Source organism: Bradyrhizobium sp. CB82 (assembly GCF_029714405.1).
GTDB lineage: Bacteria > Pseudomonadota > Alphaproteobacteria > Rhizobiales > Xanthobacteraceae > Bradyrhizobium.
The window spans coordinates 21,963-43,229 of sequence record NZ_CP121650.1; the positions used below are offsets into that span (position 1 = coordinate 21,963).

General features: G+C 64.6%; 21 protein-coding genes. 19 read left to right on the forward strand and 2 right to left on the reverse strand.

Features of this window, described 5'->3' with window-relative positions; all coding sequences use genetic code 11:
- The first annotated feature begins 89 nt into the window (after positions 1-89).
- Both QA640_RS00100 and QA640_RS00105 read left to right on the forward strand, forming a co-directional pair.
- Positions 90-1,283: a serine hydrolase domain-containing protein gene (locus tag QA640_RS00100; protein ID WP_283038786.1), complete on the forward strand. Its 1,194-nt coding sequence runs from the start codon at positions 90-92 to the stop codon at positions 1,281-1,283.
- Between the two features lie 116 nt (positions 1,284-1,399).
- Positions 1,400-3,094 (forward strand): AMP-binding protein, encoded by a 1,695-nt coding sequence (locus tag QA640_RS00105; protein WP_283038787.1) that lies wholly within the window; start codon positions 1,400-1,402, stop codon positions 3,092-3,094.
- A 264-nt stretch (positions 3,095-3,358) separates the two neighbouring features.
- On the opposite strand, the gene QA640_RS00110 is transcribed toward QA640_RS00105, so the two are convergent.
- Positions 3,359-4,360 (reverse strand): adenosine kinase, encoded by a 1,002-nt coding sequence (locus QA640_RS00110; protein WP_283038788.1) that lies wholly within the window; start codon positions 4,358-4,360, stop codon positions 3,359-3,361.
- A gap of 124 nt (positions 4,361-4,484) precedes the next feature.
- Here QA640_RS00110 and murJ point away from each other — a divergent pair, with 124 nt between their 5' ends.
- The 17 genes from murJ (at position 4,485) to trmB (ending at position 19,947) form a co-directional block, all read left to right on the forward strand.
- A complete protein-coding gene (gene murJ, locus QA640_RS00115) occupies positions 4,485-6,035 on the forward strand; it encodes a murein biosynthesis integral membrane protein MurJ (RefSeq protein WP_283043072.1) in 1,551 nt (516 codons plus the stop codon).
- 76 nt (positions 6,036-6,111) lie between these two features.
- On the forward strand, positions 6,112-7,197 hold the full coding sequence (gene trpS / locus QA640_RS00120) for a tryptophan--tRNA ligase (protein WP_283038789.1): 1,086 nt from the start codon (positions 6,112-6,114) through the stop codon (positions 7,195-7,197).
- Positions 7,184-7,579, forward strand: coding sequence for a hypothetical protein (locus QA640_RS00125; protein WP_283038790.1), 396 nt, complete (start codon positions 7,184-7,186; stop codon positions 7,577-7,579). The genes trpS and QA640_RS00125 overlap by 14 nt, the downstream gene beginning before the upstream one ends.
- A 77-nt stretch (positions 7,580-7,656) precedes the next feature.
- Positions 7,657-8,151 (forward strand): universal stress protein, encoded by a 495-nt coding sequence (locus tag QA640_RS00130; RefSeq protein WP_283038791.1) that lies wholly within the window; start codon positions 7,657-7,659, stop codon positions 8,149-8,151.
- A 147-nt stretch (positions 8,152-8,298) separates the two neighbouring features.
- The gene (locus QA640_RS00135; protein WP_283038792.1) at positions 8,299-8,868 is read left to right on the forward strand and encodes a NifU family protein; all 570 of its coding nucleotides are present in this window, start codon (positions 8,299-8,301) and stop codon (positions 8,866-8,868) included.
- Between the two features lie 87 nt (positions 8,869-8,955).
- Positions 8,956-9,651, forward strand: coding sequence for a tRNA (adenosine(37)-N6)-threonylcarbamoyltransferase complex dimerization subunit type 1 TsaB (gene tsaB / locus QA640_RS00140; protein WP_283038793.1), 696 nt, complete (start codon positions 8,956-8,958; stop codon positions 9,649-9,651).
- Positions 9,648-10,133: a ribosomal protein S18-alanine N-acetyltransferase gene (gene rimI / locus QA640_RS00145; protein WP_283038794.1), complete on the forward strand. Its 486-nt coding sequence runs from the start codon at positions 9,648-9,650 to the stop codon at positions 10,131-10,133. Before tsaB ends, rimI begins: the two co-directional genes overlap by 4 nt.
- Before the next feature lie 38 nt (positions 10,134-10,171).
- Positions 10,172-10,627, forward strand: a complete 456-nt coding sequence (locus QA640_RS00150) for a Fur family transcriptional regulator (protein WP_283038795.1) — start codon at positions 10,172-10,174, stop codon at positions 10,625-10,627.
- A gap of 92 nt (positions 10,628-10,719) precedes the next feature.
- A complete protein-coding gene (locus QA640_RS00155) occupies positions 10,720-11,400 on the forward strand; it encodes an HAD family hydrolase (RefSeq protein ID WP_283038796.1) in 681 nt (226 codons plus the stop codon).
- A 190-nt stretch (positions 11,401-11,590) separates the two neighbouring features.
- A complete protein-coding gene (gene miaB, locus QA640_RS00160) occupies positions 11,591-12,988 on the forward strand; it encodes a tRNA (N6-isopentenyl adenosine(37)-C2)-methylthiotransferase MiaB (RefSeq protein ID WP_283038797.1) in 1,398 nt (465 codons plus the stop codon).
- Between the two features lie 65 nt (positions 12,989-13,053).
- Positions 13,054-14,049, forward strand: coding sequence for a PhoH family protein (locus QA640_RS00165; RefSeq protein WP_283038798.1), 996 nt, complete (start codon positions 13,054-13,056; stop codon positions 14,047-14,049).
- A 55-nt stretch (positions 14,050-14,104) separates the two neighbouring features.
- A complete protein-coding gene (gene ybeY, locus QA640_RS00170; RefSeq protein WP_283038799.1) occupies positions 14,105-14,602 on the forward strand; it encodes an rRNA maturation RNase YbeY in 498 nt (165 codons plus the stop codon).
- Between the two features lie 13 nt (positions 14,603-14,615).
- Positions 14,616-15,734, forward strand: coding sequence for a hemolysin family protein (locus QA640_RS00175; protein ID WP_283038800.1), 1,119 nt, complete (start codon positions 14,616-14,618; stop codon positions 15,732-15,734).
- Complete coding sequence (lnt, locus tag QA640_RS00180) at positions 15,731-17,344, forward strand: apolipoprotein N-acyltransferase (RefSeq protein WP_283038801.1); 1,614 nt, start codon at positions 15,731-15,733, stop codon at positions 17,342-17,344. Before QA640_RS00175 ends, lnt begins: the two co-directional genes overlap by 4 nt.
- A gap of 217 nt (positions 17,345-17,561) precedes the next feature.
- The gene (locus QA640_RS00185; protein ID WP_027550026.1) at positions 17,562-17,975 is read left to right on the forward strand and encodes a helix-turn-helix transcriptional regulator; all 414 of its coding nucleotides are present in this window, start codon (positions 17,562-17,564) and stop codon (positions 17,973-17,975) included.
- A gap of 134 nt (positions 17,976-18,109) precedes the next feature.
- On the forward strand, positions 18,110-19,237 hold the full coding sequence (locus QA640_RS00190) for a M20 family metallopeptidase (RefSeq protein WP_283038802.1): 1,128 nt from the start codon (positions 18,110-18,112) through the stop codon (positions 19,235-19,237).
- Positions 19,234-19,947 carry a tRNA (guanosine(46)-N7)-methyltransferase TrmB gene (trmB, locus tag QA640_RS00195; protein ID WP_283038803.1) on the forward strand — a complete coding sequence of 238 codons (714 nt, stop codon included), beginning with the start codon at positions 19,234-19,236 and terminating at the stop codon, positions 19,945-19,947. The genes QA640_RS00190 and trmB overlap by 4 nt, the downstream gene beginning before the upstream one ends.
- A gap of 3 nt (positions 19,948-19,950) precedes the next feature.
- On the opposite strand, the gene QA640_RS00200 is transcribed toward trmB, so the two are convergent.
- Positions 19,951-21,021 (reverse strand): DUF2336 domain-containing protein, encoded by a 1,071-nt coding sequence (locus tag QA640_RS00200; protein ID WP_283038804.1) that lies wholly within the window; start codon positions 21,019-21,021, stop codon positions 19,951-19,953.
- Positions 21,022-21,267: the final 246 nt, after the last annotated feature.

The window sequence follows — 21,267 nt, forward strand, 5'->3', positions numbered from 1 at the left end:
ACGGCGCGAGAGTTGAGATGCTTGCCGCACGTGGTTTGCGGGAGGACAATCGATCACTTCCAACAATAATCAAACCGGAGGAAATGCGCATGCAAGGCAAAGCTCAGATCGATCAGGTTCTGCGCCAGAAGAGCGACGCGAAGGAGATTCCCGGTGTCGTCGCCATCGCCGCGAGCGGTAACGATGTGCTCTATGAGGGCGCGTTCGGCAAGCGCGACCTGTCCAAATCCGATGCGATGACGCTCGACAGCGTGTTCTGGATCGCCTCGATGACGAAGGCGATCACCGCGGCCGGCGCGATGCAACTGGTCGAACAGGGCAAGCTGTCGCTGGATGCGCCGATCGGCAAGCTCTTGCCCGATCTCGCCGCGCCGCAGGTGCTCGAAGGCTTTGACGCCAAGGGCGAGCCGAAGCTGCGGCCGGCGAAGGGAGCGATCACGCTGCGTCAGCTCATGACGCATACAGCCGGCTTTGCCTACAACATTTGGAACGGCGACTGCGCTCAATATCTGGAGAAGACCGGAACCCCGAACATCTTCTCCTGCCAGAACGTCGCGCTGAAGACGCCAATCATGTCCGATCCCGGCACGCGCTGGGAATATGGCATCAACATCGACTTCGTCGGCAAGGCGGTGGAAGCTGCGAGCGGCAAGCGCCTAGATGCCTATCTGCGCGACCACATGTTCACGCCGCTCGGCATGAACGACACCGGCTTCAAGATCACCGACAACATGCGCCAGCAGCTGGTCGCCACGCATGCACGCGGCGAGGATGGATCGCTGGCGCCGATCCCGTTCGAGATCGAGCAGAATCCGGAATTCCACATGGGCGGCGGTGGCCTTTACAGCACTGCCGGTGACTACATCAAGTTCACGCAGATGATCCTCAACAAGGGCCGCGGCAACGGCAACCAGGTGCTGAAGCCCGAGACGGTCGCTCTGATGGGCCAGAACCACATCGGCGATCTCACCATTGGCAGGATGACGACGACGGCGCCCATGTACACCAACGATGTCGATCTCTTCCCAGACATCGTGAAGAAGTGGGGGCTATCCTTCCTGATCAATACCGCCAAGACGCCGGAAGGCCGCAGCGCCGGCAGCCTTGCCTGGGCAGGTCTCGCCAACACCTATTTCTGGATCGACCCCGCGCGCGATGTTTCCGGCGTTATCCTGATGCAAGTGTTGCCGTTCGTCGACGCTAAATGCCTTGAGGCCTTCGCCGGCTTCGAACGTGGCGTCTATGCCGGGCTCGATGCAGGAAGCGGGCAGAGGGCGGCATAGCCCCTTAAGTCTAATACGCGCCGTATCGCGCGCGCTCACAACAGGATGTACCGTGCCCCGAAGGCCCTCGCCCTCGGGGCGCGTGGCAACCATGAACCAGGCTGGAGGACACGACCTTGGCAGACAAAGCCGACAGTTACGTTTGTGGCATCTCCGACACGCCGCTGCTCGGCGACACCATCGGCCGCTGCCTCGACCTGGCGGTGCGGCGCTGGGGCGATCGTGAGGCGCTGGTCTCGCCCAGCCACGGCGTGCGATGGACCTGGAAGGAATTTGCTGAACGGGTCGACGCGCTCGCCGCCGGCTTCCTTGCACTCGGTCTTGAGCGGGGGCAGCGGATCGGCATCTGGTCGCTGAACCGCCCGGAATGGACACTGACCCAGTTCGCAGCCGCCAAGGCCGGGCTGATCCTGGTGACGATCAATCCCGCCTATCGCCTGAGTGAACTGGAATTCGCGCTTCACAAGGTCGGCTGCGCGGCGATCGTCACCGCGACGAGCTTCAAGACCAGCAACTACATGGAGATGCTCAACGCGCTGCTGCCGGAGCTTGCCAGCGCCAGGCCCGGACAATTGCGCGCGGCGCGGCTACCCGATTTGCGCATTGTCATCCAGATCGGCAGCCCCGCCGCATCCGGCACGATCCCGTTCGACGAAGTCGCACGGCTGGGCGGCGCCCGTCACCGCGAGCAGTTGGCCGCGCTCGGCGCGTCCTTGCAGTTCGACGATCCCGTCAACATCCAGTTCACCAGCGGCACGACGGGATCGCCCAAAGGCGTGACACTGACCCATCACAACATCCTCAACAACGGCTATTTCACCGGCCGCGCGATGCGCCTCACCGAGACGGATCGCATCTGCATTGCCGTGCCGCTCTATCACTGCTTTGGCATGGTGATGGGCAACCTCGCCTCCGTGACGCTCGGCGCGGCCATGGTCTACCCCGGCGAGGGCTTTGATCCGCTCATAACGCTGCGCACGATCGAGCAGGAGAAGTGCACCGCAGTCTACGGCGTGCCGACCATGTTCATCGCCGAGCTCGACCATCCCGAGTTCTCGACCTTCAACCTGACATCGCTGCGCACCGGCATCATGGCCGGAGCGCCATGCCCGATCGAGGTGATGAAGCGCGTCAACACCGAGATGAACATGCGGGAGGTGACGATCGCTTACGGCATGACCGAAACCAGTCCGGTCAGCTTCCAGAGCGCGGTCGACGATCCGCTCGAACGCCGCGTCTCCACCGTCGGACGCATTCATCCGTATGTCGAGGTCAAGGTCGTCGACCTCGACGGCAAGATCGTCACGCGCGGCGAACGCGGCGAGCTCTGCACCCGCGGCTACAGCGTCATGCTGGGTTATTGGGAGGACAAGGAAAAGACCGCCGACGTGCTCGACGCCAACGGCTGGATGCACACCGGCGACCTCGCCACCATCGACGACGAAGGTTATTGCAACATCGTGGGCCGCATCAAGGACATGGTGATCCGCGGCGGCGAGAACCTCTATCCGCGCGAGATCGAGGAATTCCTCTATCGCCACCCCAAGATCCAGGACGTGCAGATCTTTGGCGTGGCAGACAACCGCTATGGCGAGGAGCTCTGCGCCTGGATCCGCGTCAGATCAGGCGAGAAGCTCACGGCCGAAGAGGTCCGCGCCTTCTGCGAAGGCCAGATCGCGCACAACAAGATCCCGCGCTACGTGGAGTTCGTCGACGAATTCCCGATGACCGTGACGGGAAAGATCCAGAAGTTTCTGATGCGAGATGCCGTGGAGAAACGGCTCGGGCTGAAGGCGGCCAAGACGGCGTGAGAGGGAGCGCAATTCCATCACAAGTGAGCTGTCATTCCCCGCGAAGGCGGGGAATCCAGTACGCCGCGGCTTCTTCGTATCCTACCGGCGTCTCTGGGATACTGGATCGCCCGGTCAAGCCGGGCGATGACAGTTGAAGGTTTGGCGCGCCCAGCATCCACATCGTCATTGCGAGCGAAGCGAAGCAATCCAGAATCTTTCCGCGGTGACAGTCTGGATTGCTTCGTCGCTTCGCTCCTCGCAATGACGGCGGAGAGAAGTCCGCTACACCCCCAACCCGCGCTGCTGCGCCAGCTCCTTGAGCGACACCTGCGGACGTGCACCGATGTGCTGGATCACTTCGGCCGCGGCGAGCGCGCCGAGCCGGCCGCATTGCTCGTAGGGCAAATCGCGCGAGAGGCCGAACAGGAAGCCGGCGGCAAAGAGATCGCCGGCGCCGGTGGTATCGACGAGCTTGTCGATCGGGGAGGCCGGCACGGCAACGGCTTCTTCGGACGACACCACCATACAGCCCTTCTCGCTGCGCGTGACGATACCCAGATTGACGTCGTTGCGGAGTTGCTTGAGCGCGGTGTCGAAGTCGGAGGTCATGTAGAGCGAGTGCAGCTCGGACTCGTTGGCGAACACGATATCGACGGTGCCGTTACGCATCAGCGACAGGAATTCGTCGCGGTAGCGGTCTACGCAGAACGAATCCGACAGCGTCAGCGCCACCCTGCGGCGCGCATCGTGCGCAATCTTCGCCGCCTTGACGAAAGCATCCTTGGCGTTTTCGGGATCCCAGAGATAACCCTCGAGATAGACGATTGCAGCGCCAGCGATCTCGGCCGGGTCGATATCGGCGGGCGACAGGTCCTGCGCCGCGCCGAGATAGGTGTTCATGGTGCGCTCGCCATCCGCGGTCACCAGGATGTAGGAGCAGCCGGTGGCCGGACCATCCTTGGCGGCCGGCGTGTTGAAGGCAACGCCGGCGGCGCGGATGTCGTGCGCATAGAGCTTGCCGATCTGGTCGTCCTTGACCTTGCCGACATAGGCGGCGCGCGCACCCAGGCTTCCGATGCCGACGATGGTGTTGGCGGCCGAGCCACCCGAGACTTCAGTCGCCGGGCCCATATCCATGTAGATCGCGGCGGCGCGCGCCTCGTCGATCAGGGACATGCTGCCCTTGGTCATGCCATGCTTGGCGAGAAAAGCCTCATCCGTCCGGACCAGCACGTCGAACAGCGCGTTGCCGATCCCCAAGACGTCGTATTTTGCGTCAGCCATTCACCTTGATCCTGTTGCCCGGTTGCGAAGCCGCGGAAAATCCGCTTCCTACGCCTTGAAAATCCGGCTCGCGGCCTATCACGACCGACCCCAGGCGAGCAAGCAACGGTATTATTCGGGCCCGATGATCCGCTCCTTCCTGACAGTCTCGACGGGAACATTGGCCTCACGGCTGCTGGGGTTCGCGCGCGATTCTCTGATCGCGGCGCTGCTCGGCACGGGCGCGGTGGCCGATGCGTTCCTGGCCGCGTTCCAGCTCATCAACGTGGTGCGGCGGCTGCTCAGCGAAGGCGCGCTGAATGCCGCGCTGGTCCCGGCCTGGCTGCGCACGCGCGAGCGCGACGGCGAAGAGGCCGCGGCGGCCTTCGCCGGCCGTGTGCTGGGCACGATCAGTGCGGCGCTGATCGTGGCCTCGATCGTGATCGCGCTCGTGATGCCGCTGATCATCACCGTCATCGCGCCTGGGTTCACCGGAAGCGACACGCGCGATCTCGCGGTGGCAAACGCGCGGCTGATGCTGCCCTACCTCGCCTTCGCCGGACCGGTCACGGTGCTGATGGGGCTGCTCAATGCGCAAGGGCGCTTTGCGCTCACAGCGTTCTCGCCGCTGCTGTTCAACATCGCGCTGATCGCCGCGATCGCGGCCCTCCTGCTGGGACACGCCGATGCCGTCGTCGCCGCGTGGATGCTGGCGGCGGCCGTCGGCGTCGCGGGGCTCCTGCAACTGTTGATGCTGGGCTCACAGCGCAGCGCGCGCCTCGCCACGCCCTTGCGCGTGACGTTCGACAAGGACATGCGCGGCTTCTTCGGCAAGGCGATTCCCGGCATGATCGCAAGCTCAGGGCCACAATGGCTGATGGTGGCCGGCGCCATCATCGCCTCCGCGACGCCGTCCGCGGTCTCCTGGCTCTATTTCGCCAACCGCCTGATCGAATTGCCGCTCGGCATCGTCGGCGTCGCCATGGGCACCGTGCTGGTGCCGGAACTGACGCGCGCGACCGGTAGCGGCGACCGCCGTGCCGTGGCGCATGCCGAATCGCGGGCGCTCGAGCTCGCCACGGGTCTCGCGCTGCCCGCGACCCTGGGCCTGATCGTGCTGGCCGAGCCGATCGTGCGATTGCTGTTCGAGCATGGCGCGTTCGCGACGAGCGACAGTGCGGCCACCGCACGCGCGCTGATGGCACTGGCGCTCGGGCTGCCCGCCCATGTCCTGATCAAGGCGCTGTCGCCGGCCTTTTTTGCGCGCGGCGACACCATCGCGCCGCTGATCGCGACCGCAAAAGGGTTCGTGGTCGCCGTGGCGCTCGCCGTGCTGCTCGGCCATGCCTTCGGTGCGACCGGGATTGCGGCCAGCATCGCCTGCGGCGCCTGGAGCAGCGCGCTCTCGCTGCTGCGCAAGGGTGCCACCGAATTCGGTTTCGCGGTCGACCCCGCCGCCCGCAAGCGGCTGCCGCGAATCGCGCTCGCCGCGCTCGCCATGGGCGGCCTGCTCTGGCTCACGATCGGCATCGCGCCCGCCGGCGGCCACAGCCTGCTCGGGCTGATCGTTCTCGGCCTCCAGATCGCGGGCGGCCTGGCGGCCTACGGCCTATTCCTAAAACTGTTCGGCATCGCCTCCTGGCGCGAGGCGACTGCCGCCTTGAGGCGGCCGGCGCATCAGGACCGGGGCGCGTAAGAAGCAGCGAATTACACTTGACGGAGCAGCGCCGCTGTTGGAAACGACGGCCCGGCCACTTCCAGGAAGGCTTGCCATGGCATTCGTTGAACGGGTTTTTTCGGGCGTCCAGCCGACGGGCAATCTGCACCTCGGCAACTATCTCGGCGCGATCGTCAACTTCGTGAAGATGCAGGAAACGCACAACTGCATCTATTGCGTGGTCGACATGCACGCGATCACGCAAGGAGTGGACGTCTGGGGCGGACCGGCCGAGCTCGCGCGCAATACCCGCGAGGTGACCGCGGCATTCATCGCCAGCGGCATCGATCCGAAGAAGCACATCGTGTTCAACCAGAGCCAGGTCGCCGGCCACGCCGAGCTCGCCTGGATCTTCAACTGCGTCGCGCGCATGGGCTGGCTCAACCGCATGACCCAGTTCAAGGAGAAGGCCGGCAAGGACCGCGAGAACGCCTCCGTCGGACTCTACGACTATCCCGTGCTCATGGCGGCCGACATTCTGCTTTATCGCGCCACGCATGTGCCGGTCGGCGAGGACCAGAAGCAGCATCTCGAGCTCTCGCGCGACATCGCGCAGAAGTTCAACAATGACTTTGGCGATTCGATTCGTGGTCATGGCTTCGGCGACGGACTGTTCTTCCCGCTCCCCGAGCCGCTGATTACGGGACCGGCGACGCGCGTGATGAGCTTGCGCGACGGCACCAAGAAGATGTCGAAGTCGGATGCGTCGGACTATTCGCGCATCAATCTGACCGACGATGCCGACACCATTGCGCAGAAGGTCCGCAAGGCGAAGACCGATCCGGAGCCGCTGCCGACGGAAGAAAAGGGCCTGGAAACGCGCCCCGAGGCCGACAACCTCGTCGGCATCTTCGCCGCGCTGTCCGGCCGGGCCAAAGCCGACGTGCTGCGCGATTTCGGCGGCGGCCAGTTCTCCAGCTTCAAGAATGCGCTGGTCGATCTCTGCGTCACAAAGCTCGCGCCAATCGCCGGCGAGATGAAACGCCTGGTCGCCGACCCCGGCCACATCGACGCGATCCTCAACGACGGCGCCGACCGCGCGCGCGCGATTGCGGATGAGACCATGGCACTTTCCAAGGACATCGTCGGCTTCATCCGCAAGCGCCAGGTAGAGGACCAGCACGTCGATGAGAACACCTGACATCGAACGAGATGGCTGGCGTCTCGACGACGGCGAGGAGCGTCACCGCGCGGCTCCCGTGACCTTTCAAATCCCGGACGTCGCGACGCGAAAGCTTCTTGAGCCAGGCGATTATGCCAAGTTGATCTTCGAGATTGCAGTTGAAGGGGACGAATATCCGTCGGTAGAGCGGATGTGGGTGGTCGTCCGCGAGCGCACGGCGAACGGTTATGTCGGTATGCTCGCCAACCAACCCTCCTCCATCGCCGAGAACGATCAGTTTTGGCGCGGAACCGAGCTTCCGTTTGACTACCGGCACATCATTTCCGTGCAGCCCGGCGACGCGGAAAGTATCGCAGCCGCGAAGGCGCCCGTGCCGATCCCCTGGGATCGCTCAGGCTAAGCGCTAACCGGCGACACCGCTTGTCGAAGGCCACTACGCCGTGGCAGCATGCCAAGCGGGGATACGCCGGGACATGCATGAGCAGCAAGCGACGATGCTTTGAGCCGGGTCACAAGCCCAAATGCCTTGTCATCGTTGACGACACCGCCGAATGGGATCGCGCGGTCTATTACGCCAGCCGCTGGGCGATCCGCGCCGGCGGTGGCGTGGTGATGCTGCGCATCATCGAGACCGAGGACCAGAACCAGCAGTGGCTCGGTGTCGCCGACATCATGCGCGCCGAGGCGCAGGAGGAGGCCAACGCCGCGCTCGACCGGGCAGCCGGCCGCGCCAACGGCATCGCCGCGATCACGCCCGAGCGCGTGATCCGGGAGGGCGCCCCGATGGAACAATTGCTGGAGGTTATCGATCAGGATCCGGATATCGCCACGCTGGTGCTCGCCGCCAATCCCGGCGCCGAGGGACCGGGGCCACTCGTTGCGCTGCTCGCCAACGCGGTCGGCACGTTCCCGATTCCGGTGACGATCATCTCGGGCGAACTGAGCGACCCCGAAGTCGACGCGCTGTCGTAGGCCTCCCCGCAGATCGGCGCGAGGAAGTTAACTCGCTGATACCGCAGGGAAACTCCTACAACCGCCCCTTGACCGTGCGTTTGGCGTCGCCATCTGGTACTGAGAGCTCACGCGCCGGCCTTGAACCGGCGACGTCCGGAGAAAACCATGTTCATTCAGACCGAAGCCACCCCCAATCCCGCCACGTTGAAGTTCATTCCCGGCCGCGTCGTGTCCGATGGCGGCCCCATGGAATTCGCCTCGCGCGAGGCTGCCGCCCGCTCGCCGCTCGCCGAAAAACTTTTCGACGTGCCCGGCGTCACCAGCGTGTTCTACGGCAGCGACTTCATCACCGTGACCAAGGCGAGCGGTGAATGGCAGCAGCTCAAGCCCGCGATCCTCGGCGCCATCATGGAGTATTACATGTCCGGCGCGCCGCTGCTCGCCGATGGCGTGGCCCCTGATGACGACAATCTCGACGAGCAAGACGAATTTTTCGACGAGGCGGACGCCGAGACGGTCGACATGATCAAGGATCTGATCGAGACCCGCGTGCGGCCGGCAGTCGCCAATGATGGCGGCGACATCACCTTCCGCGGCTTCAAGGACGGCGTCGTCTATCTCAACATGAAGGGCGCCTGCTCCGGCTGCCCGTCGTCGACCGCGACGCTCCAGCACGGCATCCAGAACCTGCTCAGGCACTTCGTGCCCGACGTGGTCGAAGTCCGGCCGATGTAATCGAGCGCGAATGGCGCGTAGCGAATGGCGAATGGAACTCCGATCGATTAGACTATTCGCCGTTCACCACTCGCCATTCGCTTTTTCATGTTGATCCTCGCCATCGATACTGCACTCGACGCCTGCGCGGCCGCCGTGCTCGACACCGGGGCCGCTGCGCTGCTTGCGCAGGAATCGCTCGCGATGAAGCGCGGGCATGCGGAAGCGCTGATGCCGCTGATTGCGCGGGTGATGCAATCGGCCGAGCTCAGCTTCACCGCGCTCGACCGCATCGCGGTCACGACCGGTCCGGGCAGCTTCACGGGCCTGCGCGTCGGCATCTCGGCAGCGCGCGGACTTGCGCTCGCCGCCGGCAAGCCGGCGGTGGGACTGACGACACTGTCGGCCTTTGCCGCGGCCATCGTCAGCCAGAGCAAGACGGCGCCTGTGATCTCCGCCATCGACGCGCGGCATGATCACGTCTATTTCCAGATCGTCGCCGGCGACGGCAGCCAGCTGGTGCGGCCAAGAGTTGCTGGCATCGATGAGGCGATTGCCGCCTCACAATTCGGCGCGCCGCATCTGGTCGGCAATGCCGCCAAAATTCTCGCCGATCGCTGGCCGAAGGATGCAGCCCAACCGATCGCCGTCGACCAGCAAGTCGCGCCCGACATCAATTGGGTGGCATGGCTGGCTGCGGCCGCTGATCCCGGCACCAGGCCGGCACGTCCGTTCTATTTGCGTGCGCCCGATGCGAAACCGGCAGCCATTCCGCCGCTCGCAGCACACGCCGCAACCCCATGATGAATTGGCTCGCCGAATGGTGGCGCGGCCACAGTGTCGTCGTCGAGAGCGCGACCGCGCGCGACGCTGCGCGGCTGGCGCAACTGCATGGCGCATCCTTTGCGCGCGGCTGGGGCGAAGCCGAATTCGAAAGCATGGTGAGCGAGCGCAACACGCTGGTGCACCGCTTGCGATTGGGCCGCAAGACGATCGGTTTTGCAGTCTCGCGGATGGGCGCGGACGAGGCGGAAATCCTCTCCATTGCCATCGACCAGGCCTATCGCGGTCGCGGGCTCTCCCGCGCGCTGCTGATGACCCATCTCGGCCACCTCGCCGGCCGCGGCGTGCGCACTATATTTCTCGAAGTCGAGGAAAATAACCGGCCCGCGCGGGCGCTCTACGACCGTATCGGATTCATGGTGGTCGGGCGCCGCGAACGCTACTATAAGCAGGCGAACGGGGAACAATTGAACGCACTTCTGATGCGACGTGACTTGTCGTAACATCGATTGAGCAAAGCGCCCGCCAGGCAGACAACCCTATGACCGCACTAAAACCTTCTTCCGCGACCAAGGCGACCGGCATCGAGGCGCGCTGTGCCGCCACCGGCATGCGCATGACCGAGCAGCGCCGCGTCATCGCCCGCGTGCTCGCGGAGGCCGTGGATCACCCCGATGTCGAGGAACTCTACCGGCGCTGCGTTGCCGTCGACGACAAGATCTCGATCTCGACCGTCTATCGCACCGTAAAGCTGTTCGAGGATGCCGGCATCATCGAACGCCATGATTTCCGCGAGGGCCGCGCGCGCTATGAGCAGATGCGCGACAGCCATCACGACCATCTCATCAATTTACGCGACGGCAAGGTGATCGAGTTCACCTCCGAAGAAATCGAGAAGCTGCAGGCGGAGATCGCCCGCAAGCTCGGCTACAAGCTGGTCGATCACCGGCTCGAGCTCTATTGCGTCCCGCTCGACGACGACAAGCCGACGTCTTGATGAACAGATCTTTCGGCGAGCTCTCTTCACCTCTCCTCGTTGGGGAGATGTGACACCGCATCGCACCAGATCATTTGACCCTCAGAGCTAAAGTGCCCATCGATCTCATCATCTTCGATTGCGACGGCGTGCTCGTGGACAGCGAGGTTATCTCCTGTCGCGCGCATGCGGATGTGCTCACCCGGCACGGCTATCCGATCACATCGGAGCAGGTGTTCGAGCGCTTCCTTGGCCGCTCGACGCGGCAGGCCAATCTCGAGATCGAGACCGAGCTCGGCCGCAAGCTGCCCGAGGCCTATCACGGCGATCTGCAAGACGAGCTGTTCGGCGCGTTCGAACGTGACCTGGAAGCGATCCGCGGGATTCACGATGTGCTCGATCAGGTCAAGCAACGCGTGTGTGTGGCTTCCAGCGGCTCGCACCAGCGCATGCGCGTGAGCTTGGGGAGCACCTCGCTCCATGAGCGGCTTGCGCCGAACATCTTCTCGGCCTCGCAAGTGAAGAACGGCAAGCCGGCGCCCGACCTGTTCCTGTTCGCGGCAAAGGAAATGGGCGTGCCGCCCGAGCGCTGTGTCGTGATCGAGGACAGCCTTGCCGGCATTGCCGGCGCCCGGGCGGCAGGGATGGTTGTGTTCGGCTTTTACGGGGGCAGCCATTGCAGTCCGCACTATGCCGACGTCCTGCGCCAGGCGGGCGCTGACCTGACCTTTGGCGATATGCGGCAATTGCCGGATCTGGTCCGGAGGGTCGAGGCCGACGCCGTCGTAGGCTGATTCCCCGCACGCCGGCGTCGTTCCGGGGCATCGCGGAGCGATGAACCCGGAATCTAGAGGTTTTTGGCGCGAGATTCCGGGTTCGATGCTGCGCATCGCCCCCGAATGAGGGCAGGAACGCCTCATTCGCTGGATTTTCGCCCTTCCAGCCTATATCTGAAGGCCGTTCTCCACCTCAAATCCGGGTTCCATGACGCCGCCGCGCAAGCTGCACATCAAATCATATGGCTGCCAGATGAACGTCTACGATGCCCAGCGCATGGTGGACACGCTGGCTCCGGAAGGATTCGTGGAGACGTCGAGCACTGAAGACGCCGACCTCGTCATCCTCAACACCTGCCATATCCGCGAGAAGGCGTCGGAGAAGGTTTATTCCGAACTCGGGCGCTTGCGCGTCGCCAAGGACGAGGCGGCACGCCGTGGCCGCACCATGCAGATCGCGGTCGCCGGCTGCGTCGCACAGGCCGAGGGCGAGGAGATCGTGCGCCGCGCGCCTGCCGTCGATGTCGTGGTGGGCCCGCAGAGCTACCACCATTTGCCGGAGCTGTTGAAGCGCGCTGACCATGACGGCCGCGCGATCGAGACCGAATTTCCGGCTGCCGACAAGTTCGGCTTCCTCGCCCAGCCAAAGCCCGAAACGATCCGCGCGCGCGGCATCTCCGCCTTCGTCACCGTTCAGGAAGGCTGCGACAAGTTCTGCACCTTCTGCGTCGTCCCATATACGCGCGGCGCGGAAGTGTCACGGCCGGTTGCGAAGATTGTCGACGACGTGAAGCGGCTCGCCGACAACGGCGTGCGCGAGCTCACGCTGATCGGCCAGAACGTCAACGCCTATCACGGCGAGGGTCCGGACGGACAAAGTTGGCCGCTTGGCAAGCTGCTCGAGCATCTCGCGCAGATTCCCGGCATCGCGCGGTTGCGCTATTCGACCAGCCATCCCCGCGACGTCGATGACAGCCTGATTGCGGCCCACCGCGATCTGCCCGGCCTGATGCCCTTCGTGCATTTGCCGGTGCAGTCCGGCTCGGACCGGATCCTGGCGGCCATGAACCGCAAACATACCGCCGATGATTATCGGAAAGTCATCGACCGTTTCCGGGCTGTGCGCCAAGACATTGCTTTTTCATCAGATTTTATCGTCGGTTTCCCTGGGGAGACTGAGCAAGATTTTTGCGCGACCCTCGCACTGGTCACACAAATCGGCTACGCTGCAGCGTACTCGTTCAAATATTCGGCCCGGCCGGGAACCCCCGCCGCGGACATGCAGGAGACGGTGTCCCTAGTCGAGATGGACCAGCGATTGGAGCGGCTCCAGGAGTTGATCGACGCGCAGCAATCGGCCTTCAACAAGGCTGCGATTGGCACAACCGTTGACGTGTTGTTCGAGCGCGAGGCGCGCAATGCCGGCCAGATCGTCGGCCGCACCGCTTACCTTCAGCCTGCGCATGTGATGGCGTCACCCACCATCATCGGAAAAATCCTGCCGGTTCGGATCGATAGCCTCGAGCGCTACAGCCTGCTCGGCGAGCTCGCGACGCCTGAGCCCGCGCAGCGGCCCGCTTTATCGCCAATCGCCACTGGAGCCTGAAACCCTTGCCAAAAAGCGCATCGGATTCGTCTTCGTTCGCTCCCAGCCGCAAATTTGACCGCGACATGCAAGTTCCGCCCGAAACCCAGGTCGTCATCGACTTCGACGACAACCGCGCCACTTCCGCGCTGGTCGGCCCGTACGGGCAGAATCTGGCGCAGATCGAGCGCCGGCTCGGCGTCGTCGTCGACTCCAAGGGCAACCACATCACCATCGGCGGCACGCGCGATGGCTGCGACGCCGCGCGGCGCGTACTGGAGATGCTCTACGCCCAGGCTGTGAAGGGACAGGATCTCGACCAGGGCGAGGTCGAAGGCGCGATCCGCGCTGTGATCGCGCAGGGCTCGCTGTTCGAGTTCGACGCCAAGTCGGCCAAGTCGACCTTCGAAAGCATCAATTTGCGCAAGCGCCCGGTGCGCGCGCGCACCGCCGCACAGGATTCCTACATTCGTGCGCTGAAACGCCACGAGCTGGTGTTCGGCGTCGGCCCGGCCGGCACCGGCAAGACCTGGCTCGCCGTCGCACACGCCGCGCAACTGTTCGAGCGCAAGGAGGTCGACAAGATCATCCTGTCGCGCCCGGCCGTGGAAGCCGGAGAGCGGCTCGGCTTCCTGCCCGGCGATCTCCGCGAGAAGGTCGACCCCTATCTGCGTCCGATCTACGACGCGCTGTATGACCTGATGGACGCGCGCATCGTCGAGCGCGCGCTCCAGACCGGCGAGATTGAGATCGCGCCGCTCGCCTTCATGCGCGGCCGCACGCTGACCAATGCCGTGATCATCCTGGACGAGGCGCAGAACACCACCTCGATGCAGATGAAGATGTTTTTGACCCGTCTTGGCGAGAACAGCCGGATGATCGTGACCGGCGATCCGTCGCAGATCGACCTGCCGAACGGCCAGACGTCCGGCCTGTCGGAGGCGACCCGTCTGCTCGGCGGCGTCGAGGGCATTTCGCAAGTTCATTTCACGGCCGAGGACGTGATCCGCCACGAGCTCGTGGCGCGGATCGTTGCCGCCTATGAGGGCTCGGCGCAGCGCCCGGCCGCAGGCAAGCCATAACGAGAAAAACCGGATCGCAAGACGCAAGTAAGCGTCGTCCGTTCCGAACAACACCATGTCGCATTCCAACCTTCCCATGACCGAGGTCCTCGTCGTTGCCGATTGCTGGCAGGGCGAGCCCGATGCCGAGGGCGTGATCCAGCGCGCCATCGCAGAAGCCGCGGCGATGATCGACGATGACTTTGCCGGCGCCGAAGTGGCCGTGATGCTGACCGATGATTCCGGCATCCGCACGCTGAACAGCAACTGGCGCGGCATCGACAAGCCGACCAACGTGCTGTCCTTTCCCGCGCTCCAGCCGGAGGGCGAATGGAAGCCAGGCGATGCGCCGCGCATGCTCGGCGACATCGCCATCGCCTATGAGACGCTGCGGCGCGAAGCGACCGAGGAACAGAAGCCTTTCGACCACCATTTGAGCCATCTCGCGGTGCACGGTTTCCTGCACCTGATCGGCTACGACCACGAAAACGACGCTGACGCGGAGGAGATGGAGGGGCTCGAACGGGACGTCCTGGCCCAGCTCGGTATCCCAGACCCCTATGCAGAGCGCTGACGGATGGATCGAGATGGCGGATTCCGAACCAATCCATGACAATCCGCGAAACACCCGCAACCTGCCCGCGGTGGTGCAGCCGGGCGAGGTCCCGCGTCCGGCCGCCGAAGGCTGGCTGATCCGCGCCATCCGCACGTTGTTCGGCTGGAAGGCGGGCTCGGTCCGCGACGATCTCCAGGTCGTGCTCGACGCCACGACGCCTGACGATGCCGGCTTCTCCGCCGTCGAGCGCACCATGCTGCGCAACATCCTCAACCTGCATGAGCGCCGCATCGCCGACGTCATGGTGCATCGCGCCGACATCATCGCGGTGAAGCGCGACATCCCGCTCGGCGAGCTGATGGACCGCTTCGAGAGCGCGGGCCACTCCCGCTTCGTGGTCTACAACGAGACGCTCGACGATCCCGTCGGCATCGTGCATATCCGCGATCTCCTGACCTTCATGACGGCCAAGGCCCGCGTCTCGGAAGCCACCAAGACCAAGCGCAAGAAGCCGCTGCCCGCCGGCCTCGATTTGCGCGCCGTCGATCTCGCGCTGCCGCTGCACGAAGCCAACATCATCCGCAAGCTCCTGTACGTGCCGCCCTCGATGCGGGCAATCGACCTGCTCGCGCAGATGCAGGCCTCGCGCATCCATCTCGCGCTCGTGGTCGACGAATATGGCGGCTCCGACGGGCTGGTCTCGCTCGAGGATATCGTCGAGCAGATCGTCGGCGAGATCGACGACGAGCACGACAGCGACGAGCCGCCGTCGATCGTGCGGCAAGCAGACAATTCCTTCATCGCCGATGCGCGCGCTAGCCTCGACGACGTCCGCTCCGTGATCGGCGAGGATTTCGTTACCGGCGAAGCGGGTGAAGAGGTCGAGACGCTCGGCGGCTATCTGGTCAGCTTCGTCGGCCGCCTGCCTGTGCGCGGCGAGGTGATCTCCGGCCCCGGCAATTACGAGGTCGAGGTGCTCGACGCCGATCCGCGCCGCGTCAAGCGCCTGCGCATCGCGGCTCGCAAGGAACGTCCGGCCCCGCGCACCCAGCGCGAAAGCCGCCGCCGCGAGGCGACGCCCGATCAGGGCACGACGCCATCCGGTGACACACCCAATCCGCCGCCCGGCGACGGAGCCGGCCCGCAGTGACCCTCGCACAACGACTTCGGACGGTCGCGCTCGCCATCATCCTCACCTGGGGATGGAAGCGCGCAGCTATTGCGATGGCGGCCGGCGCGCTCTCGGTGCTGGCGCTCTCACCGTTCAATGCCTGGCCGGTGCTGTTTCTGACCTTTCCGGTGCTGGTCTGGCTCATCGACGGCGCCGGCGGCGGCCGGTTCGGCGGCGTTCCCGCGGCGGCGCTGACTGGCTACTGGTTTGGGCTCGGCTATTTCGTCCCCGGCCTCTACTGGATCGGCTACGCCTTCTTCGTCGATGCTCAGACCTTTGCCTGGCTGACGCCGTTTGCGGTGCTGGGCCTGCCGGCGTATCTGGCCATCTACACGGCGATCGGATTTGCGCTGGCGCGGCTGTTCTGGACCAAGGACGCCGCGCGCATCCTCGCGCTCGCAGCCAGTCTCACCGTCGCCGAATGGTTGCGCGGCCATGCCCTGACCGGCTTTCCCTGGAACGCCTTCGGCTACGCGTTGTTCGAGCCGCTGCCGCTGGCACAGACCGCGTCGCTGATCGGCCTGTGGGGCATGACGTTCCTGACGGTCGCGATCTTCGCCAGCCCTGCGGCGCTGATCGACCGCACCGCGGATCGGAAAATGCCGTGGCGCGCGCCGGCCGCGGCGATCGTATTGCTGATGATCATGGGCATCTTCGGCGCGATCCGACTGTCGCTGCATCCGACGACGATGGTGGCGGGCGCCAAGCTCCGCCTGATGCAGCCGAACCTGCAGCAGGACGCCAAATTCAACTACTCCGCCAAGGCGGAGGTGATGAAGAAATATCTCGCTTTGTCGGACCGCGCCTCCGGACCCCAGTCGACCGGCGTACGCGATGCCACCATCCTGATCTGGCCGGAATCCGCCTTTCCGTTTTTCCTGACCCGCGAAGCCGACGCGATGGCGCAAATCGCGGACCTCCTGCCCAAGGGCACGGTGCTGATCACGGGGTCGGTCCGTGCGCCTGATCTGCCGCCGGGCAGGCGAATCACGCGCGCCTATAACTCGATCTATGTGATCGACCACGACGGCGGCGTGCTTTCCGTCTACGACAAGCTGCACCTGGTACCGTTCGGAGAATTTCTGCCCTATCAGGACCTGATGGAGGAGCTCGGCTTCGAGCAACTGACCCGGGTTCAGGGCGGTTTCATTCCCGGCACCGTGCGGCATGCGCTGCCGGTGCCGAGTGCGCCGTCCGCGCTACCGCTCATCTGCTACGAGGCCATCTTTCCCGGTGACGTTGCGGGACTTAAGGAGCGGCCGGGCTGGATCGTCAACCTGACCAATGACGGCTGGTTCGGAATTTCCACCGGCCCCTACCAGCACATGGAGCAGGCGCGGATGCGCGCCATCGAGTTCGGATTGCCGCTGGTCCGCTCGGCAAACACAGGGGTTTCAGCGGTCGTCGATCCCGTAGGCCGGACCATCGCCAGCCTTGGCCTCGGCATCGAAGGCGTGCTGGATTCGGGCCTGCCCGCCGCGATCCCCCCGACCCTGTATGCCAGGGTCGGGGACATTCCGGCCGCGCTCCTCGTCGCGCTCGCCGTCATTCTTGCGGTGCGCAAGCGCGTTGCCAGACGGCATTCCTGATCGCCGGCGGCGCCGGCGGTTAACTTTTGACAACCGTAATCCACCGGTTGACAGATCGGCGGCACGCTCCGCATTCTGCTCCTGCTGCACGAAGACAGTGGGGCGTTGCTAAATTTCTCCGCAATGTTTCCCAAAAATCCCAAGAGAGGTTTTAGCGACGTATCACCTGACGCATACTCCCCTGTTGCGCTAAAGGTGTCTGAGGAGGACAGAGGAGATGTCGAAAGCGCCCAACCCTGTTGACAAATATGTCGGCAGCCGCGTGCGCATGCGCCGCATCATGTTGGGCATGAGCCAGGAGAAGCTCGGCGAAGCGCTTGGCCTTACGTTCCAGCAGATCCAGAAGTACGAGAAGGGCACCAACCGGGTCGGCGCGAGTCGTATTCAGCAGATCGCGGAAATCCTACAGGTGCCGGTGTCGTTCCTGTTCGAGGGCGGACCGAGCGGCACGCCGGGCCCCGATGGCTTCAGCGAGGGCGCCTCGCCCTCCTACGTCTCCGACTTCCTCGCCACGTCGGAAGGGCTGGCGCTGACGAAAGCCTTCACCCGAATCACCGATTCCAAGCTGCGCCGCTCGATCGTCGATCTCGTCGAGCAAATCGCCGCCCGCGAAGGCCCCGACAAGCGCTGACGCGCGTTTGCCGTTCCAGCTTTGCATTCGGGCCGTGAGGCTGCGCCAAATCTGGCCTATGTCGTGATCTGTGGTCCGCGTATAAGGCGCGCGACCTTCCACGACATTCCTCACCCCGAGGCACAGGCGACGACATGTCCAGCTCAAATTCGTTCGACACCGCGACCATCCTTGAGGGCATCCGCCGCTGGGTGGAGATCGAGACGCCGACGGAAGCGCCCGAGCAGGTCAACGAGTTGATGTCTGTCGTCACAGAGCAGCATCGCGACCTGCCCGTCACGACCGAACGCGTCGCGGGCATCAATGGCTGCGGCGATCATCTCGTGGTGCGCTCGGCATGGGGCCAGGACAGACCCGGCATCCTCGTGCTCAGCCACCTCGATACCGTACACCCCCTGGGCTTCATCGAGCGCCTGCCCTTCAAAATCGAGGGCGACAGTGCCTTCGGCCCCGGCATCTACGACATGAAGGGCGGCGCCTATATCGCCCATCACGCCTTCCGCAACCTCTGCGCGACGTCCGACCGCTCGCCGCTCGGCATCACCCACATGTTCACTTCCGACGAGGAGATCGGCAGCCCGACCTCGCGCGCGCTGATCGAAGCGGAAGGGCGCAAGGCCAAATATGTGCTGGTGACGGAGCCGGCGCGCGACGGCGGCAAGATCGTGACCGGGCGCAAGGGCGTCGGACGGTTCGAAGTTTTCATCAAGGGCGTGCCCGCGCATGCAGGCTCGCGGCCCGAGGATGGCCGCAGCGCCATCCGCGAGCTCGCCAATATCATTCAGGCGCTGGAGGGGATGAACGATGTCAAGCGCGGCGTCAGCGTCAATGTCGGCGTGGTGCGTGGCGGCACGCGGCCCAACGTCACGCCGGAAGAAGCCTATGCCGAGGTCGATCTGCGCGTGCTCAGCAATGCCGACGCAGACGAATTCGTCGGAAAGATTCTTGGGCTGACCTCCAAGACCGAAGGCGTCACCGTCAAGGTGACGGGCGACCTCAACCGACCTCCTTATGAGAAGAGCAATTCCGGCGCCTCGCTCTATGAGCATGCGAAAACGCTGGCGGGCGAGCTCGGCTTCGATCTGATCGACACCCACACCGGCGGCGGATCGGACGGCAATTTCACCGCGGCCCATACCGCAACGCTCGACGGACTCGGCGTCGACGGTACCGGTGCGCACACCCACTATGAGCAGCTCTACCTCTCCTCGCTCGAGCCGCGCGCGCGGCTGCTCTATCGCCTGTACCAGACGCTGCGATGAGCGAGCGCAGATCGGATCCGGCTCGCGCTGACGACGGCGAACGCGCGTTCTTCGGCCGCCGCAAGGGGCACAAGCTCCGACCGCACCAGGCCGACCTCGTTGCGCATCTGCTGCCACATCTTGCGCTCGACATCGCGCAAGACGCGCCTGCGAATACGCGCGAGATCTTCGATCCCGCTGCCGAAGAGTTGCGGCTCGAGATCGGCTTCGGCGGCGGCGAGCATCTGGCGGCGGAAGCGCAAAACTTTCCGGCCACCGGCTTCATCGGCTGCGAGCCCTATGTCAATGGCATGGCAAAAATCCTCGCGCAGATCGAGGCGCACAATATCGGCAATATCCGCCTGTTCGCGGGCGATGCGGCCGAGCTGCTGGCCTGGCTGCCGAACTCTTCACTGTCGCGGATCGACCTGATCCATCCCGATCCCTGGCCGAAGCGGCGGCACTGGAAGCGGCGCTTCGTCCAGGACAAGACGATTGCCGCAATGGCCCGCGTGCTCCGAAGCGGCGGCGAATTCCGCTTCGTCTGCGACATCGACGATTACTGCGCCTGGACGCTGTCGCATCTCGCCCGCTCGCCGGATTTCGTCTGGCTCGCCGAGCGTGCCGACGATTTTCGGCTGCCCTGGGCCGGCTACACCATGACACGTTACGGGCGAAAGGCCGCGCGGGAAGGACGCAAGGCGGCGTATTTGCGATTCCGGAGAGTCTGAGCCTCAGTTGCGCCAGAAATTCACGACGCGCTCGGCGGTCGACGGCATCAGCTTGGTGAAGTTCGTTCGCGCCGCTTCGATGTCGGCGTCCGCGGGCGTGCGCTGCGGGCCGTACCACAACAGGACCAGCGCGCGCACGGTCGGCCAGCCGAAATTCAGAACCCGGCCCAGGATCAGGATCGGATCGTAACGGTCGCCGGCGATCAGCCGGTCGAGGATGGAGAGCTTGATGCCGGACATCGCGGAGAGCGTCGCGATGGATTCCTCATATTTGTGGGCCTTGGCGAAGCCGAGCAGCGCACTTTCGCCGAGGTGGCCTTCGCGATGCAGCCCGAGCACGGTGCGCTGCGCCGCCGCAAAGTCGCGCCGCGGACCTGGCGGCAGCGAAGCCTCCTCGAGTTCGGCCATCGCGCGCCTGATCTCCGCCTGGCGCGCAGGCTTGACCACGCTCGACAGACGGCGGCGGATGACGTCGAGCGTTCCGCCCAGGAGCTCCTTGAGCTGGTCGCCGGTGAGATCGTCGCGCTGGCCGATCTTGAGCGTCAGCACACCGTCCTGCGCCGCGCGCTTGATCAGCTCCGAATAGCCCCCTGCCGAGAACGTCGCACCCGCATTGCCGGCAGCACGCCGCACCACGTCGCGATCGCCGCGCTCGACCAGCACGTCGGTGATCCCCGCCGACAGGGCGGCCCGCTCGGTCATCGCGAGAAGGTGGCCCTGACCTTTCAGGCGCGCGATCTCGATCAGCGCGGCTTCGTCGAGCACCGGAGAGCGACGCAACACCGGGCCCGCCACCTGAATTTCGTTCTCGCGCGCGAGCTGACCGACGAGATGGCGCGGCGCGTTCGCCACGCGCGAAAACCGTTCGGCAAGATCGACGCGCGCCGTCAGATCGGCATGCGGAACGAGGTCGATCAGGAGATTGTCGAAGAGATCGACGAGATCAGGCCTGAGCTTGGCGGCATCCTGGAAGAACAGGTCAGCGATGGCGCGCGCGATGTCGCTGCGACGCCTGGGGTCGCCGCGCCTGACGATCTCGTCCAGTCCCGGAATGAGCGACGTGGCAACGGTCATGAAACGCGAACTCGCATTGGGCACGCCGGGAGTACACGAAAAGCCTTAAAATGCACCGTCAGCAGGCAATTTAGGCCATCCTTGGTGAAGGAACGGTTAGGCGGAGACCGCATAAAAAGGCGCTCCGGGCCCAGCCGGGCCTTGTCGCGAGGAGCGAAAAGCGCTATATCCGCGCCAACTTATCTTCTCATACGATCGGTATTGAGAGTGGGCCCGGAAGGACCCGCTCTTTTTTATTACCTGCAT